16 protein-coding genes are annotated in these 17958 nt (G+C 41.3%); 8 read left to right on the forward strand and 8 right to left on the reverse strand.

The genetic code is table 11. The features are described from left to right. Positions 1-18: 18 nt before the first annotated feature. The 5 genes from C3B73_RS01585 to der all read right to left on the reverse strand — a co-directional run bounded on the left by C3B73_RS01585 (position 19) and on the right by der (position 3646). Complete coding sequence (locus C3B73_RS01585) at positions 19-387, reverse strand: response regulator (protein WP_103663879.1); 369 nt, start codon at positions 385-387, stop codon at positions 19-21. Positions 388-586: 199 nt separating this feature from the next. After that, positions 587-1039, reverse strand: coding sequence for a redoxin domain-containing protein (locus tag C3B73_RS01590; RefSeq protein WP_103663880.1), 453 nt, complete (start codon positions 1037-1039; stop codon positions 587-589). 14 nt (positions 1040-1053) lie between these two features. After that, a complete protein-coding gene (locus tag C3B73_RS01595) occupies positions 1054-1662 on the reverse strand; it encodes a hypothetical protein (protein ID WP_103663881.1) in 609 nt (202 codons plus the stop codon). Next, the gene (locus tag C3B73_RS01600) at positions 1662-2192 is read right to left on the reverse strand and encodes a hypothetical protein (protein ID WP_198597250.1); all 531 of its coding nucleotides are present in this window, start codon (positions 2190-2192) and stop codon (positions 1662-1664) included. The genes C3B73_RS01595 and C3B73_RS01600 overlap by 1 nt, the downstream gene beginning before the upstream one ends. A 146-nt stretch (positions 2193-2338) precedes the next feature. Beyond that, on the reverse strand, positions 2339-3646 hold the full coding sequence (gene der / locus C3B73_RS01605) for a ribosome biogenesis GTPase Der (protein WP_103663882.1): 1308 nt from the start codon (positions 3644-3646) through the stop codon (positions 2339-2341). 65 nt (positions 3647-3711) lie between these two features. Between der and C3B73_RS01610 the strand changes: the two genes are divergently transcribed. Further along, positions 3712-3951 (forward strand): hypothetical protein, encoded by a 240-nt coding sequence (locus tag C3B73_RS01610; RefSeq protein WP_103663883.1) that lies wholly within the window; start codon positions 3712-3714, stop codon positions 3949-3951. 14 nt (positions 3952-3965) lie between these two features. Here C3B73_RS01610 and C3B73_RS01615 read toward each other — a convergent pair whose 3' ends face one another. Then, entirely contained in the window at positions 3966-5987 is a 2022-nt protein-coding gene (locus tag C3B73_RS01615) for an ATP-dependent helicase (RefSeq protein WP_103663884.1), read from the reverse strand. Positions 5988-6171: 184 nt separating this feature from the next. Here C3B73_RS01615 and C3B73_RS01620 point away from each other — a divergent pair, with 184 nt between their 5' ends. The 7 genes from C3B73_RS01620 to C3B73_RS01650 are packed head-to-tail and all read left to right on the forward strand — an operon-like array spanning position 6172 to position 15325. Next, a complete protein-coding gene (locus C3B73_RS01620) occupies positions 6172-6837 on the forward strand; it encodes a thymidine kinase (protein ID WP_103663885.1) in 666 nt (221 codons plus the stop codon). A 9-nt stretch (positions 6838-6846) separates the two neighbouring features. Next, positions 6847-8175 carry a NupC/NupG family nucleoside CNT transporter gene (locus C3B73_RS01625; protein WP_103663886.1) on the forward strand — a complete coding sequence of 443 codons (1329 nt, stop codon included), beginning with the start codon at positions 6847-6849 and terminating at the stop codon, positions 8173-8175. Positions 8176-8202: 27 nt separating this feature from the next. Next, positions 8203-9927 carry a peptidylprolyl isomerase gene (locus C3B73_RS01630; RefSeq protein ID WP_103663887.1) on the forward strand — a complete coding sequence of 575 codons (1725 nt, stop codon included), beginning with the start codon at positions 8203-8205 and terminating at the stop codon, positions 9925-9927. After that, positions 9917-10810, forward strand: coding sequence for a peptidyl-prolyl cis-trans isomerase (locus tag C3B73_RS01635; RefSeq protein WP_103663888.1), 894 nt, complete (start codon positions 9917-9919; stop codon positions 10808-10810). The genes C3B73_RS01630 and C3B73_RS01635 overlap by 11 nt, the downstream gene beginning before the upstream one ends. Before the next feature lie 8 nt (positions 10811-10818). After that, positions 10819-12201, forward strand: a complete 1383-nt coding sequence (locus C3B73_RS01640; RefSeq protein ID WP_103663889.1) for a peptidylprolyl isomerase — start codon at positions 10819-10821, stop codon at positions 12199-12201. After that, positions 12198-13193 (forward strand): AAA family ATPase, encoded by a 996-nt coding sequence (locus tag C3B73_RS01645; protein ID WP_103663890.1) that lies wholly within the window; start codon positions 12198-12200, stop codon positions 13191-13193. The genes C3B73_RS01640 and C3B73_RS01645 overlap by 4 nt, the downstream gene beginning before the upstream one ends. A 23-nt stretch (positions 13194-13216) precedes the next feature. Further along, positions 13217-15325 (forward strand): hypothetical protein, encoded by a 2109-nt coding sequence (locus tag C3B73_RS01650; RefSeq protein WP_103663891.1) that lies wholly within the window; start codon positions 13217-13219, stop codon positions 15323-15325. Between the two features lie 33 nt (positions 15326-15358). Here C3B73_RS01650 and C3B73_RS01655 read toward each other — a convergent pair whose 3' ends face one another. Together C3B73_RS01655 and mutL are read right to left on the reverse strand one after the other, a co-directional pair. Continuing rightward, positions 15359-15880 (reverse strand): SixA phosphatase family protein, encoded by a 522-nt coding sequence (locus C3B73_RS01655; RefSeq protein ID WP_157939389.1) that lies wholly within the window; start codon positions 15878-15880, stop codon positions 15359-15361. Positions 15881-15971: 91 nt separating this feature from the next. Then, positions 15972-17825 (reverse strand): DNA mismatch repair endonuclease MutL, encoded by a 1854-nt coding sequence (mutL, locus tag C3B73_RS01660; protein WP_103663893.1) that lies wholly within the window; start codon positions 17823-17825, stop codon positions 15972-15974. Positions 17826-17958: the final 133 nt, after the last annotated feature.

Below are 17958 nucleotides of genomic sequence, written 5' to 3' on the forward strand. Positions count from 1 at the left end.
TGAGCCCTGATCCAGTTATCAGGGCTTTTTTTGTTCTACGGCCTTAATATTCGATTTTAGGTCATCAAAGCTCACAGGCTTGATAAGATACTCTTCAAAACCGGTGGCTTTGGCACGATCATAATTGACCGAATCAGAATTACCAGTAATATAGATCACCGGGTGTGATAAGTTATTCTCCCGGATCTTTTCCATTACCGTGATCCCATCAATATTATCTTCGAGCATAATATCCATTAAAATGAGATCCGGACTATGATCAATGATCTGATCTATGGCTTCAGATCCTTTGGTGACTACAGATATGATCTCATGTCCAAGTCTCTCAATCATTTTAGATAACAGAAGAGATAAGACTTTATCATCTTCGACAACAATTATCTTCATTGTAATACTTTTAGGTTAACCGACCGTCTAACTAATACTTATTTTTTCATTTGTGGTACGATAATAAGAAATATTTAGGCAACCTTATTATTTAAATGTATTAATGTTCTTATAATTTATATTATGTAAAGTAGTACTTATTCAACACATTCTCTATTTATCTATTCTTTCTTTCTCCACTCTAATCTATCTCTCAGATCTAATTTAGCTGAGCCAGTACATCTTGTACTTTATTTAGGTCAGGCATGTCACCGGCATTTTCCAACACTTCCTGATATTCCACGTCCCCTTTCTTGTTTACTACAAAAACAGCTCGTTTTGATACTCCCTTCATTCCAAAGAAATCTTCATAAAGTACATTGTAGTCTTCGCTGACATTCTTATTGAAGTCACTAAGTAGTGTGTAATTCAAATTATTGGCATCCTTAAATGCTTTCAAGCTAAAGGTACTGTCTACACTTATTGCCAGTACTTCAGCATCAAGAGCATCATATAATTTCATATTATCTCGTGTTGTGCATAATTCAGTAGTACAAACACTGCTGAATGCCAGAGGGAAAAATAATATGACTACATTTTTTCGACCCTCAAATGAGCTTAAAGTTACTTCCTTATTGTCTGTATCTTTTAGAGTAAAATCTTTTGCTTTCAATGTATATAAATAATTTAAGTGGTTTTTCTTACTGAGTTAGATTTAATGAATCTGAATAAGACCAATAAAATTCCCGCAGCAAATAGTATTTCACTGATCCAGATCTTATCAGGCATATCTCTGTTGAAAATGACCCAGTATGTAAGGAATGATATTGAGATCAGTGTTAGGCCGGCGATATAGTATCTCCTGCCAATTTCATTGACATTATTAACCGTTAGGACCAAAATAGAAACGATCAAGGCACCTCCCTGGTAAATACCGTTCACAAGGTCTTTGATAACCGTAAAATCAATTACAAGAGGAAAAAACAGGATACTAACGAATGGTAAGGCTGTCAGATATAACGGAAAGCGGGCAAAAACAGGCTTTGATTCACGGATCAAAACCAATAAGCCACTTATATAGAAAGTCACTGATACCAGTTTACTCCAATTCATGATAAGGTTGTTAAAACGAATACCTACCATGTGCCCAACATATCCTATCAAGAGAATCAGTGCAGATAGACCAAAATACAGGTCAACCAGTGATCTCTTGTCCATATAAAGCCTAAGCAGGCTATAAAACGAAAATAACAATGAAACGGATACCACAAGATCAACCCACTGAAAAGGTTCCATTAGGCGTTGGTTTTTGAATTATCAGATTCAGTTTCAGGGCTACTGGTTTCTCTTAAGTTCGTAACAAGTTCGGCTATCTTCTTTAGGGTCTTGCGCTCTTCCTGAACCATATTATTCGCAAATTCATATAAGGTCAGAGTTTGTCTTCCTTCTGATATCTCTCTCTCCCAATCAATTAGCTGAAGATTCTTAACGAGGTTCAGAAACGCTACCCGGTGCTTGGAGATCTTATACAACAGCTTTTGAATATCCTTTATAAGCTCTTCGTCTCTTTCGTAACTCTCATCAGGCTTGGTATAAGAGTTAAGATTGATCGGCCGATTGTTTCGGAATGTATCCTCTATAACTCTACGGTAATACTGTTGCTGTGCGTGATCAATAAAATGCAGGATCTCTGCAACTGATCTACCTCCTTTCGGAGCTTTGTCGTATGGAACGGTATCGATCACATACTTCAGGGCTTCAGCCTCATGTTCAAGATATGCTACATCATCAATTAAAGAATCAATTTGGCTTTGTTTTATCTCCATTCGAAATGAAACCTCTGTATCCGCCTGTTTTCTTTAGTTATTAACTGTTATTTGTTGGCATAACTGTAATACAGTTACATTTTGACAAGTTGAGAAATTACTTCTTTGAACACATAGCTTCAAAGGTAAACATAAGTTCCTTGATATTATTTTTGCCTGAAGACCATGGTGATCGGAACCCCCTTGAATCCAAAACGCTGGCGGATCTTCCCTTCTATAAACTTCCGATAATTTGGGGGCAACTCATGTGGACTATTCATAAAAAACTTGAACACCGGTGGATTACTTTTTACCTGGGTGCCATATGTTATCTTAAGCTGCTGTCCTCTTTTCATCGGCAAAGGACGTTCTCCTAACATTTGTTCGATAAACTCGTTGAATTCAGAGGTCGGTATCTCCTTTTTCCTCTCTTCAATCACCATTTGTGCCATATCCAATACTTTATGAACCCGCTTTTTATTTAAGGCTGAGATCGTAACAATTGGCACGTAAGAAAGTTGTGGAACTGAGGTATAGATGTATTCCTCAAATTCTTTAACGGTATTGGTATCCTTTTCAGGTACTAAGTCCCATTTATTCAGGACAATGACCAAACCCTTATTAAATTTTTCAGCTTCTTTTAACACTCTTTTATCCTGAGCATCAAAACCCTGCATGGCATCAACCAAAAGAATGGCTACGTCACATTCTCTGATCGCTTTATCAGTCCTTACAGTACTATAAAACTCTATATTTTCTTTGACCTTGGTTCGCCTTCTTAGTCCGGCCGTGTCAACCAGGATATAATCTTTGTTGTTATAATGAAGGTGACTGTTCAAAGAATCGCGTGTGGTTCCGGCGATATCCGTTACAATAGCTCTTTGGTCATTAAGCAAAGCGTTGAACAGGCTGCTTTTTCCTACATTAGGGCGACCTATAAAGGCTAATTTTGGCGTTTCAACTTCAGGTTCAGGCTCTGCTTCAGGAAGATGCTCTACTACTTTGTCAAGCAGATCACCGGTTCCCATACCACTGATCGATGATATCGGATACAGGTCTTCAAAGCCTAACTCATAAAATTCAGTGGCGTTTAACCTTCTCTCCTCGTTATCTGCTTTGTTTACAACCAGGATCACCGGCTTATCCTCTTCTCTAAGTAAGGAGGCCACAGCTTTGTCAAGGGTATTTACCCCGGTTTCCACATCCACCACAAACAAGATGACATCCGATTCTTCCAGGGCAATATGTACCTGTTCCCTGATACCAACCGACATCACATTCATATCATCCGGAAGGTAACCTCCGGTATCGATCACGCTGAATTCCCGGCCATTCCAAAAGGTTTCTCCGTAATGTCTGTCTCGGGTTACACCATATTCATCATGAACGATAGCTTTTCGTTTTCCGATCAATCGGTTAAAAAAGGTGGATTTACCAACGTTTGGGCGTCCTACAATTGAAACTACTGGAAGCATTTTAAGTGTTAGATTCTTAGATTAAAACAAGCAACAAAGGTACGCATTATTAAGCACAATATACTATGCTTCAAAGCTTTTACGAAAACTTCGGTTTCTTAGGCGCATTATTCTTAGCCGTGTTTTTTTTCATTTTCTTCATATTCTGGATGGCCGGCATGGCAGGGATCACTTTACCCTATGATGGAGGACAAAAAAAAGGTCATAACTGGCAAATTGCTCTCGCTATCTTTATCCCTGTTTACCCTGTTGCATGGTTGGTTTATGATATGTATCGGCAAAGGAAATACATGAAGGAAGATTAAACAATAACTTTTGGTTATTCGCCTAACGCTTTTTGATTTCCCTCAGGTAAGTTTTGAGGGTTATTTTCTTCCACTAACCTCCATTCTTCCACTAAGTCCTCATTCATGTCCTTTAAAAAGCGAGAAGGCTGCGTGAAATAATCTCCATAGGCCGATTGAGCCAACACCGGATAACTGAAATACAGCATCTTTTCGGCCCTTGTTACCGCAACATAAAGTAGCCTCAATTCTTCATCCAGCTGCTTTTCATCCTCCACTGAATATGCAGACGGTATGATCCCATCCAGACATTGTATAATGAACACATGCTTCCATTCCAATCCCTTAGCGGAATGAATAGTACTGAGGATCAACGGCGCCTCTTCCTTGGTCTTTTGCTCGGTATCTACAGCCGTGGCAGTGATCGGGTCAAGGGCCAGCTCCTCAAGCATCTTTGACAGGGAACTAAAGCTCTCTGATACGTTAACAAATGCCTCCAAGTCTTTGATGCGCTTAGGATAATCATCGTATCTTTTTTTGCAGAATACTTTATAATAATCAGTGATCAACTCGATCACTTTGGGTACAGAATGATCATTTTCTTTTATACTGACCAACAACTTGCTCAATTCTTTAAGCTGATCGATATAAGATTGACTTGTGGTATCAGACAGATCCAGTTGATATGGGTTTTTAGCCAACCGTATCCATTCAAATAGATCCTGAGCTGTCTTAGGACCAATTCCATCAAGAAGCATCAGAACCCGGTTCCAGGCAATGGTATCCATTGGATTCACCAATACCCGAACATGAGCCAGTACATCTTTTATATGAGCCGCTTCAGTGAATTTTTGCCCTCCATACTTCACAAATGGGATATTCTTCCGGTTTAATTCTACTTCCAGGTCAAATGAATCCCTGCCATTTCTGAAAAGAACGGCTATATCGTTCAGGTCTGTTTCCTGTTCTCGTAACTGCAGTACCAATTGTGTGATGAAACGGCTCTGATCGTGCTCACTTGAAGATTGAACCAGAGCCGGCAGGTCCCCTCTTTCGTTATTTGAATGCAGTTGTTTTTCAAATTTAAAATTAGCCTGTTTCAGTAACTGATTGGCAACTTCAAGTATTTGAGGTGTGGAACGATAATTCTCTTCCAGCTTAATGAGCTTTGTACCTTCAAATCGCTCAGGAAATTCAAGTATGTTTTGATGATCAGCCCCTCTGAATGAGTAAATACTTTGTGCATCATCCCCAACCGCCATAATGTTTCCATGCACACTGGAGAATAATTCTGTGAGATCCGCCTGTAGTTTATTCGTATCCTGAAATTCATCTACCATTACATGCCTATTCCCTAAAGCTACCTTAATGCGAATATCATCGTTCTTCCTAAGCAGATCTCTGGTGTTGATAAGGAGATCATCAAAATCCATGACAAAATTCTTCTCCTTGTATGCTTCATAGGCATCTGCCACTTCAAGGATCTTGTCTTCCTGCTCCAGAAATTGAGGATAATCCTCCTGCAGAACGATTCTGGTATCGAGGTTCTTATTCTTTCCGGTACTGATAATTTTCAGCAGTGTATTCTTATTAGGGAACCGTTTCTTTTTTTTGTGCAGATTGAGTTGTGTGCGTACAAACTGTATCACTTCAAGGGAATCTGAAGTATCGATGATCGTAAAATTTGTAGGATACCCTATAGCATCAGCGTAACGGTGTAAAAGCATACTGCAATAAAAATGAAAGGTCCCTCCCTGAACCTGCTTACACCGCTCATCCAGAATATTACTGGCCCGATTTAGCATTTCCTTAGCCGCACGCCTTGTAAAAGTAAGCAGCAAGATCTCCGAGGGTTTGACCCCACTTTCTACGAGTCTGGCAACTCTATGAACCAGGGTTCTGGTCTTCCCGGTTCCGGCACCGGCGACAACCAGTGCGGGCCCATTACCATGGAAAACTGCTTCCAGCTGTCTCTCATTTAATAACTCATGATAAGCTATAGAATAGTCTTCCGGTCGTTTAAGAGGCTCATCTTTCTGTAGAACAAATTTCTTCATGCTCCAAGATAGCAATCTGCTGCTATATGTAAAAATTATGTATTGCTAAACGACCTATCTCTGTAAGTCTCAGTAAGAAATCACACAAAATAAAAGTCCTGTTTTATACTTTCCTTTTCTCCCTGTCGCCTGATATATTCCATCCTTTAAAATCACAAAGTTCAAAATCAGATAAACAAGTTTAATGATCAACGAACCCTCATTGGTTCCAAGAGAAGTTGGATGGATCGAAGTGGTCTGTGGTGGCATGTTTTCCGGTAAAACTGAGGAACTCATCAGGCGTGCCAAACGAGCCCATATAGCCGGCCAGCATGTAGTTATAGTCAAACCTTCGTTAGATAAACGTTACAGCGATGAAGAAGTGGTCTCTCACAACGAGACAGCCCTCCCTTCAATTTTAGTGGATACAGCCGACCAGATCGTATTGTTAACCAGTAGCGCTAAAGTAGTGTGTATAGATGAAGCCCAGTTTTTTGATGACCGCGTGGTTGAAGTGGCAAATACATTGGCCAATGGTGGAAAGCGGGTTATAGTAGCAGGACTTGATATGGACTCCGATGGAAAGCCATTTGGCCCTATGCCCTATTTATTGGCAATTGCAGAGTACGTAACTAAATTACATGCAATTTGTGCTGAAAGCGGAACCATGGCTCATTATTCACAAAGTGTCGTTGAAAAAGAAGATCAGGTGTTGGTTGGAGAATATGATTCTTATGAACCCAGGGCGCGACATTGTTTCCGCCCACCCTATGATAAAAGACGGGGTAAACCGATCAAGCCATTTCGTAATGCAAACTCAGAGGAGTCTAAGAACAGATCTTCTGAACAAACACAAAATGAACTTATTTAAATAATTCCTATGGACGTCATTCGCGGTATAATTGGTATTGTTGCCTTATTAGGACTTGCTCTTGCTTTCAGCAATAACAGAAAGAACATAAACTGGAAACTGGTTGGTATCGGTGTTGGCTTTCAATTCCTTTTAGCCATTTTTATACTGAAAGCCGATGTAATGGCCGGTTTCTGGGCCCCACTTGGCTGGCCTATGATCGCCTTTCAAAAAGTTGCCAGCTTTTTTGTGGTTGTTTTAAATTATACCACTGAAGGAGCTTCTTTTATCTTTGGCCGGCTTGGTCAGGGCCCTGAACATCCCGAAAGTTTAGGGGTCTTCTTTGCCTTTCAGGTACTTCCGACCATTGTATTTTTTGCTTCATTGACGGCAATATTATATCACTATGGAATTCTTCAGTTTGTGGTTAAAATGGTTTCAAAAGGTATTCAGAAGCTATTGGGCACATCCGGAGCTGAAACACTTTCCGTGGTTTCCAACATATTTGTTGGTCAGACGGAAGCCCCACTGGTTATCAAGCCATTTATTGAGAAAATGACGAAATCGGAACTCATGGTGGTTATGACCGGTGGTATGGCCACTATTGCAGGAGGTGTCATGGCGGCTTATGTGGCTATGCTTGGCACTCCCTTTGCGGAAGCCAATGGCCTTGAGATAGCCGTAGCACAGCAACTTTTTGCTGAACGATTGTTAGGAGCAAGTTTGATGGCGGCACCGGCTGCGTTGGTAATAGCCAAGATCCTTTACCCCGAAGATGGTGAACCCGTTACAAAAGGTGAAGTTTCCATGCATGTCGAAAAAACAGATGCGAACGGTATCGATGCTGCTGCTACCGGTGCAGGTGTTGGACTAAAGTTAGCATTAAATGTTGGCGCCATGTTATTGGCATTCATTGCATTACTTGCAATGTTCAATGGCATTCTTGGTTGGGGAAGTGATCTGTTAGGCATTACCTCTCTGTTAGGTGACACCCTTACCATTGAGATGCTCTTAGGCTGGGTGTTCGCCCCCATTGCCTGGCTGATCGGAGTTCCGTGGGCGGATGCGGTTAATATGGGATCCATGCTTGGTACAAAGATCGTTTTAAATGAATTTGTGGCATATTTACAACTTGCAGAGGAAGTCAGTGCTGCAAATATATCTCCCAAAACTATTGCTATGGCAACCTTTGCACTATGTGGATTTGCTAACTTTTCTTCCATTGCAATTCAGATCGGTGGTATAGGAGGCTTGGCACCGGGCAGAAAATCAGACCTTGCAAAGTTTGGCGTCAAAGCCGTATTTGCCGGAACCCTGGCAAACCTTATGACCGCTACCTTTGCCGGAATGTTATTTTAATCTGCATTGAAGCGAGTCTAATTAGATATGACAGGACTTCGATATATACTGATTACGGTAACCCTGATATATCTCTCACTATCTTTTAACGTATCTGCTCAAGATACACGATCCACCTTACCGGTAGGGACTGTAAATGACACCCAGGTTTTTTTTGATGAGCTATTAAATGAATTTGCCAAATCCGGACATAAAAGCCCGGAACTGCAGGAACTAAAGTCTTTCCTTCCCCTATTTTTAAACTATAAGGCTAAAATAGCCCTTGGCAGAGATTCAGGCTTATATGAAGATCCATCCATACTTCAAGAATATGATCAGTACGTGACAGAGGCTGCTTATTCCTTTTTACAGGATCGGGTAGTAAAACCAAAACTGTTTGATGAATTCAGTGAACGATATGATTGGGAATTAAAGGTGTTTCATGTTCTTATCACACCAAATGACTCTACAGAATTGAGCACGATCGATATCAGGCTAAATAAAGCCCGGGAGGATATTCTAAATGGTATTCCTTTGGATGAGGTCAATAAAAGATACTCAAGCGTTATGCGGGGACGTAAAACCGGCGGCACCCTGCCATGGATCACAGCCGGCACAACGGTAAAGGCCTTTGAGGATGTAGTATTTGATCTAAGAGTGGGTGAAGTATCAGAGATTTTTAGAACCCAATTTGGCTTTCATATTGCCGTAGTTCTGGATAAGCGTGATAAGAATCCTGCCCGTTTAGTGAATCATGTTTACACACAGCGAAAACCCGATTCTAGTTTTGTCGAAAAAATAAATAAGGCCTACCGGGCTTTGGCAGATTCCGGCCGTAGCTGGGATGAAGTAGTCCTGAATTACTCAGAAGATCCGGCTTCTGTCTCGAGGGAGGGTAACATTGGGTGGATCGATTACACCATAAACCTGCCGGAAGAATTTCTGAATAAAGTAATGACACTGCCCGCTCCCACCCCGTATACCGAACCCATCGAAACACAATTTGGATACCATATTTTTAAAATTGATTCCATCAGGACATTCGATCATCTTGATGATAGAAACGAATTTTTGAGAAGCAGGTTTGAAAATATAAATTACGATTTTGAGGATAAGAATTTCATTCTGGAACAAGCAAACAAGAGATATCCGGATCAAACATTTACTGAGCATAATGTAGCAGAGGTAACCATTAGCCTCTTTCCGGAATTCAAGGAAATAGCACGATCCTACCTCAATGGATTGGTTATCTTTAAAATAAACGAAGATCATATCTGGTCTGCCAACAAAGAAGATTCACTTGCTGTTCAAGACATATATCAAACCAATAAAGATCTATATAGAATAGAAGAAAGACCCTTATACTATCAATTTTCAGCAAATGATTTGAGTCTTATTGAACAAGTGATCACATATGTTCAGAGTGACAACCCTCCTTCTTCTGTAAAAAGTGAATTCCAGGGAGTTGAGGTATCAATGGATTCAAGCACTGTATATGCGAATATTACTGAATTTGATCTCAAATTGAAGGAACCTGAAACATTTACTGATATCATCCCTCTTAATGATAGATTTACAACTGTTTGGCTGGATAAACACCTTGAAAGTCGTCATATGACCTATAATGAAGCCTTTGGTCAGATATTCAATAGTTACCTGCCTCAGAAGGAACAAAGGTTTATTAATGACTTAAGAGACCGTTATAATGTAGCGGAGAATTATCCTAATTTAGAGCAAGCCTACAAAAGCTATACCTTTAGTCATGAGAATTAAAATTTTACCACTCTTACTTATTGCCCTGGTAATGACGCAGGCCTGTCAGACCAACAGCAGTTCTGAGACCGTGATCCTGGCCGAAGTGGGTAATATGGCACTCACAAAATCCGAAGCGGAATCATTCATCCCTAAAAATGCCCTGCAAGCTGACAGCTCATTAGCTCTCAAAAAATACACCGACGACTGGGTTCGGAAACAGGTCATTTTGCAGGAAGCGGATCGCCTGAACTTTGCAAACCGAAGAGATGTGAGAGAGCGCCTGAAACGTGTTCAGGATGAATTCATGTTACAGGCTGTTCAGGATTACATTATCAGTGAGTTTGAAGACGATATGAGCGTGAGCGAGCTTGAAGCACGAAATTATTATCAACAGAATAAAGAGAAATTTACTCTCGAAGAGCAATACGTCCAATACCGGCATGTAGTTACAGAAACCATGGCGGATGCTCAGAACGCAAAGCGTGAACTAATGAGAGGAACCGATTGGGAAACCGTGGCAAAAAGATACTCCAAGTATGCGGATCTCAAGATCAGGGAGTCACAGAAATTCTGGCCTATTTCGATCTCAGGCGGTGATGTAAACATGTTGAACCGTTATTTGAGAGTTAATGGTCCTTCCGAGATCTCACCAATTTACCGCTCGGGCAATGAATATCATTTTGTACAGTTAATAGAAGAGCGACCTGAAGGCGACCACCCGGACCTGGATTGGTTGATCGAACAGATCCGTGAATGGTTGACGCTCGAAAAACGTAAAAGAGCATTCAACACATACGTTAAGAATCTTTATCTTCAGGCACAGGCAAACAACGAAATTAAAATTTACAATCAATCTGAAGAAAGCAGCAGTGCTTTCGCAGATACCGTATCACTGAATTAAACTAACTGATGAAGAAAACACTTTTTGTACTTCCACTTCTGCTGATCACTTTTTTATCACTTACAGATCTTAATGCACAACAAAAACCGGTCTTAGCAGATCGCATTGTAGCTCACGTTAACGACAACATCATTTTAAAATCTGATATTGATCAAAGTGTCGCTGATTATCTGCGTCAAGCTCGTGTTTCAGGACAAAGCATCGAATTCAGTGAAGATCTCTGGTTTAACTTTCTTGAATCAGCTATAAATAACTATGTAATGCTTGAGAAGGCTGAGATCGATTCTATTACGGTTTCAGATGATGAAGTTAATCTTCAAATGGATCAGCGCATCCGTCAGCTTGTATCCCAGGCCGGCAGTGAGCGGGCCCTTGAACAAGCCTTTGGAAAGTCCATTATTCAGCTTCGGGCTGATTTCAAGGAAGATTTCCGAGAGCAGATGATCGCACAGCGTGTTCAGCAACAGAAAATTCAATCTATCAGCATTACAAGGCCTGAGGTGGAAGAATTCTTTAATGCCATTCCTGTCGATTCCCTTCCCACCATTCCGGAACAGGTTGCACTATCCCAAATTGTAGTCATTCCACCGGCTAAAGATGACGCCAAACAGGCCGCTTATGAATTTGCAGAACAACTGCGAGATTCTATTGTAACACACGGTAAATCCATTGAAGAACTGGCACGTCGCCATAGTGATGACCGTGGTTCAGCTGCTAATGGCGGTGCGTTGCCGTTAATGTCGCTGAACGAGTTGGTGTCAGAGTATTCCGCTGCAGCCTCTGCCCTTCAGCCCGGAGGTATCTCAAAGGTAGTTGAAACTCAGTTTGGCTTTCACATCATCAAACTTAACCGAAGAGTTGGTGATCAGATAGAAACCAATCACATTCTTATTTCAATAGATAACGAACAACTTGATGAAGATTTTGCGGTAGAAAAACTTACTACTCTCAGAGACAGCATTATGAATAACGATGATGTTGAATTTGCATCCATAGCCCGTAAGGAAAGTGAAGATCCTAACTCAGCTCCTTATGGAGGAAAGATCTTTGATCCACAATCCGGAGAGCGGCTCATTCCTTTGAATCGCCTGGACCCTGCAATGTATCGCATCGTTCTCTTGATGGATGAGGAAGGATATATTTCTGAACCCCGATCATTCACGCTTCAAAGCCAAAACAAGAAAGCTTATCGCATAGTAAGACTGGATGAGCAGATCCCGGAACATATTGCCAACCTTGATCAGGATTATGAAAGGATCAAGAATATTGCGCTTCAGCAAAAGCAAAACCGTGTTATGCAGCAATGGATAGAAGATCTTAGGAACGATGTGTATATAGAATACAAGATCGATAGACCTGATAATACATCAGACCTGGAGACAACTCTATGAGCGATGGTCAGGTAAATGATTCAGTAGAACTGGCTGATGAATTTCATCAGGTTTTTCATGAGATCAAAGCTGAAATTCACAAAGCTGTAATCGGGCAGGAAAAGATCATTGAACTGCTTTTGATCAGCCTGTTTTCTAAAGGTCACTGTGTATTGGTGGGCGTTCCCGGTCTCGCTAAAACACTGCTTATCAGAACATTGGCTCAATCACTGAATCTAACGTTTAATCGTATTCAGTTCACGCCCGATCTCATGCCTGGGGATATTACCGGAACAGAAGTGATCGAAGAAAACAAGGACTCAGGTCGTAAGGAATTTACCTTTATCAAGGGGCCTGTTTTTGCGAATATCGTACTGGCAGATGAGATCAACCGTACCCCACCAAAAACGCAGGCCGCTTTACTTGAAGGAATGCAGGAATATCATGTAACAACCGGTGGTAAAACCTACGATCTGGATCAGCCTTTCTTTGTATTGGCAACGCAAAACCCCATTGAGCAGGAAGGCACCTACCCTTTACCCGAAGCACAGCTCGATCGTTTTATGTTCAATATCTGGGTGGATTATCCTTCTTTGGACGAGGAAAAAGAGATCGTCAGTAAAACCACGGCCTATCAAAATATTCAGATCCAACCTTTACTCACCAAAAAGAAGATCCAGCAGCTTCAGGCTTTGGTCCGTGAAGTTCCTGTTCCGGAAAATGTACTTGATTTTGCCGTTGAGCTCGTAGCCAAAACCAGACCGGGCACCGAAATAGCGCCTGAATTTATTAACAAATACATGAGCTGGGGAGCCGGTCCCAGAGCCTCTCAATACCTGATCCTTGGTGGTAAAGCACGTGCACTTTCTCAGGGACGCTATCACGTAACGGAAGATGATATTCGGGAGCTTGCCATTCCGGTATTGAGACACCGTATCGTAAATAATTATGCTGCTGAAGCCGAAGGTTTTACCACCGTCAAACTGATCGAAATGCTTTTAGATCAGGCGTAGTTCTTAGCTGAGGAGGAATTGACATGGAATTTCATGGTTTTCAAAATACCCTCCCGGTCTTTATCACGATACTATTGGCTGGTGGTTTGATCGCTCTATCCTGGTTTTCCTACAGTAAATTGAAAAGCATTTCAAAAGGCGGCAGATGGTTACTGATCTCATTACGGGCAGCCTCCTTTTTACTGGTATTGCTGCTTTTGCTGAATCCCTATTTTTTTTCATCACAACAGGTAGAGGTCAACCCACAGATCTCGGTTTTCCTTGATAATTCTGAAAGTACCACGATCTCTAAAAATGATTTCGAGGGACTCGACACGTACCGTGAACTTCTTAACAATCTGGATTTTGACCGGTTCCGGAACGTTGAATTTGAATTCCATTTATTTGATGAGGATGTTTTCCCCGGTACACCAGACTCCTTAAATGGTAATGGAGATCAATCAAACTTATCAGCTCCTGTGCAATCCATTCTCGAGATGGACGAAAACGTTAAGGCTGCTATTTTGATCTCTGATGGAATTATCACATATGGTAAAAATCCGATCGTGGATGCCTTCAATTCATCTATTCCAATCTATACCATCGGCATTGGAGATACGTCTGATGTTAGAGATGTAGCCGTGTCTAACATCAATACCAATACTACCGGCTATACGAATACTTTGCACACTATTGAAGCTGAGATCAATCAAACAGGTTATGTGGGGTCTGCAACCAGTGTGCAAATCCGCAGCGGAGAAACGGTAGTAGACGAAAAAGAGATCACTTTCGAGACCAATGATCAGTCCAAGACAGTGACCTTTGAGATACAATTGGATGAGGCCGGACTCAAACAATATGAAATATTTACTCAAATTTTACCCGGTGAGTGGTCAGAGGATAATAACTCATCAAACATATCAGTAGAAGTCATAGACAGCCGGATAAATATTGTTCATATAGCATTCTCAATTCATCCGGATGTAAAAGCCCTGAGATCTCTGATAGAGTCGGATCAAAACAACAATTTGTACCCTTTGACCTGGACAGGAAATGGGCGCTTTATTGAAGTCATGCCCGATCTTGAATCTTCTGAAATAGATCTGGCTATTATTCATGGTCGGCCTGATCCTTCTGCTAACCTACCCTTTATAAACGATCTCTCAAACATTCCTACCCTATTCCTTGAGTTGGGTAGAGAAATTCCTTCAAACATTAACTCGAGTTCCTGGAGTGATCTTGATCTAATAAATACAGAATTGAACTCTGTGTTCAACGTTCACATAAATCAGGCAATGAGTGAAAATGAACACTCAATTTTAGACATTCCGGACATAGATCTGGCGTCTCTGCCCTCCTTATTCAGTCCAAGAAGAAGTGTTTCTGATGAACCACGAGCCAATACCCTTTATACCTTGACTTATAACCAAGTATCCACAGAATTTCCCGCTATTTTAGTGACGGAAGTCGGAAATATACGCAGAGGTCATGTGCTACCCTGGGGCTGGTATAAACTGGCGCAAAGTTCTTCCGAACCGGTTCGGGAATTTTATGGGGTACTTTTTACTAACATGGTATCATGGCATTCAAATAGCCCGGATGATCGGTTATTGAGGGTTATTCCTGAAAATAAAATGGTCAATACGAATTCAAACCCCATACTGAATGGATTTTTAAGGAATGAACGTGGCGAAGCTGAAAGTGATGCAGTCATCGAGATTCAGCTTGAAGGGGAAAATTCAGCTTCGGGCATCTACAATATGAACAACCTTGGGGAAGGCAGATATCGGCTTGAGCTGCCACAATTATCAGAAGGTCTCTATACCTTTACAGCAAGTGCGAGAACCGCAGGTCGAATGATAGAAGCTCAGGAAGGTGAATTTCTGGTTTCCAACACGAGTAATGAGCTCAGTCAGGTAAACAGGAATGATAATATTTTACAATCCATAGCTACTAACTCCGGCGGTACATACTTTTCGTATGATAATATGGACGGTTTCTGGGAAGAACTGACCAATGCCAACCTTCTTTCGGAAGATATCGTGGATATTGAAAACTACATATTCCCGGTCAGAACCATCTATTGGTTCATTCTACTGACGCTACTTCTTGGAACCGAATGGTTCATCAGAAAACGCTATTCTTTACCCTGATCTCTTGACCATTTAAGCTGTAAAAATGGTCTATCAGTACACATAGTGCTTGATCGTCGGTTCCTTTCCTTCTTCAATTCTGATGATATACATATTGCTGTAATCATCCTCATCAAACTTCTCAAGGTCGTTGTTACCCATTACATGATTGATCAATTCAGGAGTAGTGTTTGAGTGACCAACGATCAAAACCGTCTCACCCATATGATTTTCCAGAAGCCGGGTTGCAAAGGCATCAAGATCTTTCGCGTCATACGTCCTGATCGGAAGCTCATATAAATTTGCTGTGGGTTGAGCCGTCTCCATGGTTCTTTTATATGAAGTGGAATAGATCTTATCAACTACATCATAGTTTCTCAATAAGGTTACCAGCTTAAGCGCCCGTTTCTTTCCTTCTTCATTTAAAGAGGGATCGTTGTCATCCGATTGTAGCTTTTCAGCATGGCGCGTAAAGATGAGAACTGTTTCATTATCCGAAATCGGATCTTCAACATGTTGAGTTTGTGCCTCTGCAGAGAAGACAACCGTAAGTAAGCATACAATTAGAAATTTCATGAGATCGGTTTTAAGGTGAGTATCATAACATTTCCGCAACTTACGCAGATTAAAGAATTTGTTTCAAATCCATTTAAAATAGGCCTTTCAATTATCTGAATCGTGCCTGTAATTCATCAAGAGGGATATAACTGATGGTTGGTTTTTTTAACGGATCCAGGTAAGGTTGTTCACAGGCGAATAATTGATCTACCAGGGACTCCATCTCCTCCTGAGACAATTTCTTACCTCTGGGTATCGCGGCTTTGGAAGCAAAAGCAATAGCCAGTTTCTCACGGGCTTCAAGTTTGATCTTTTGCCCCAGATCCTGATACTGATGCAGCATAGACACCAACACTTCTTCTTCATTACCGATCTCGATATCAGCCGGCACACCATTGATCATAGCCGTATTTCCACTCAATAGCTGAACTGAAAAACCCATCCGCTGTATGATGGAGTGTAATTCTTTCAACAGTGTATAATCAGAGGCTGATAACTCAAGAGTTTGGGCAAATAAAAGCTGCTGAGTGCTTGGGAGAGCTTCCTCAGTGGCATTGATAGCTTTCTCAAAAATGATCCGTTTATGAGCCAAATGCTGATCAATAACCGTCATTCCTGTTCTTGTCTGAGTCAGGATATAAGTGTTATGCAATTGCCAGAATCCCTTATCCTGTGTAACCGTTTTAGAAACACTTCTTTCGGTCTTCTGAGAATTCTCATCACCGAAGCTGAAGTTCGAGGAATCATTTTCTTTACGGCTGTAAAGTCGACCCGCAAACTCATCTCCCCTGCCTTTTACTGAGCTGTCTCCGGTATTGATACGTGAGGAAATTTGCAGCCCGCCATCAGAACCCCTGCTCGTCTTGGGTGGATTAAAACTAAAACCCGAATCAAACCCTTTTGACTGACTCCCACTCAGAAAAATATCTTCATCATCCTGGATATCCGGAACCTGAAAATGTTTATTCAATGCTCGGTTTACCACAGAACGGGCAAGCTGGATCACGCTGCGCTCATCCTCAAACTTGACTTCCATTTTTGAAGGATGAACATTCACATCAACTTTCGAAGGGTCTATATCGAAAAACAATGCATAAAACGGATACTCATTATTTCGTGTCCAAGCATCATACAAACTTAGTATGACATGCGTGAGATACCGATGCTGAAAAGGACGGCCATTCACAAACAAAAACTGCTCACCGCGACTTTTTTTAGCCAGTTTGGGGTCCGAAGCAAAACCATGGATCTTTACGTAACTCGTTTCCTCACCAAATTCAATGAGACTCGCTTTGTAAGAACTTCCAAAGATCTGTGTAACCCTTTGGTTCAGATCCTGAATAGGCAGGTCATAAATAATATCCCCGTCTGCTTCCACGTAAAAAGCGACATCCGTATTTGCTAAGGCAGCATATTGAACCGTTCTGAGAATATGTCGCAGTTCTGTGACATCCGTCTTAAGAAATTGCCGCCGTGCCGGTACATTAAAGAATAAATTTCTAACCGCAATGGTAGTCCCATTATCTGTAGCTGTTGGTTTTATTTCCCTTTCCTCACCACCCCAAACTTCAAATTCCCATCCATTTTCGTCTTCGGCTCGTTTGGTTTTTACGGTTACCTGAGATACTGAAGCGATTGAAGCCATAGCTTCTCCTCGAAAACCGAGAGTACGGATCTTAAACAGATCATCCACAGAGTGGATCTTGGAGGTGGCGTGGCGTTCAAAACACAGAGGCAGATCCTCTTTACTCATGCCACACCCATTGTCCGTAACCTGGATAAGGGTTCGTCCGGCATTTTGTATAAGGATCTTTAACTGATCGGCTCCTGCATCGATGGCATTATCTAAAAGTTCTTTTACAACTGAAGCTGGGCGTTGTATAACTTCTCCCGCTGCGATCTTATTACTGATCTCGGGAGGTAACTGATGAATGATAGATTCGCTGATTTGCGTGTCGCTCAATGGGTTATAATATTAATTTTATAATGATATTAGGTAGACTACAATGCTTAGTAAGGCCGCATAAAGTAGAACTCTGGTAAATTGAGCAGGCCTTCGACGGGTATGAGTTTCAAACTTAATGCGTTTTTTCCGC

It is taken from the genome of Gracilimonas amylolytica (assembly GCF_002911695.1).
Classification (GTDB): domain Bacteria; phylum Bacteroidota; class Rhodothermia; order Balneolales; family Balneolaceae; genus Gracilimonas; species Gracilimonas amylolytica.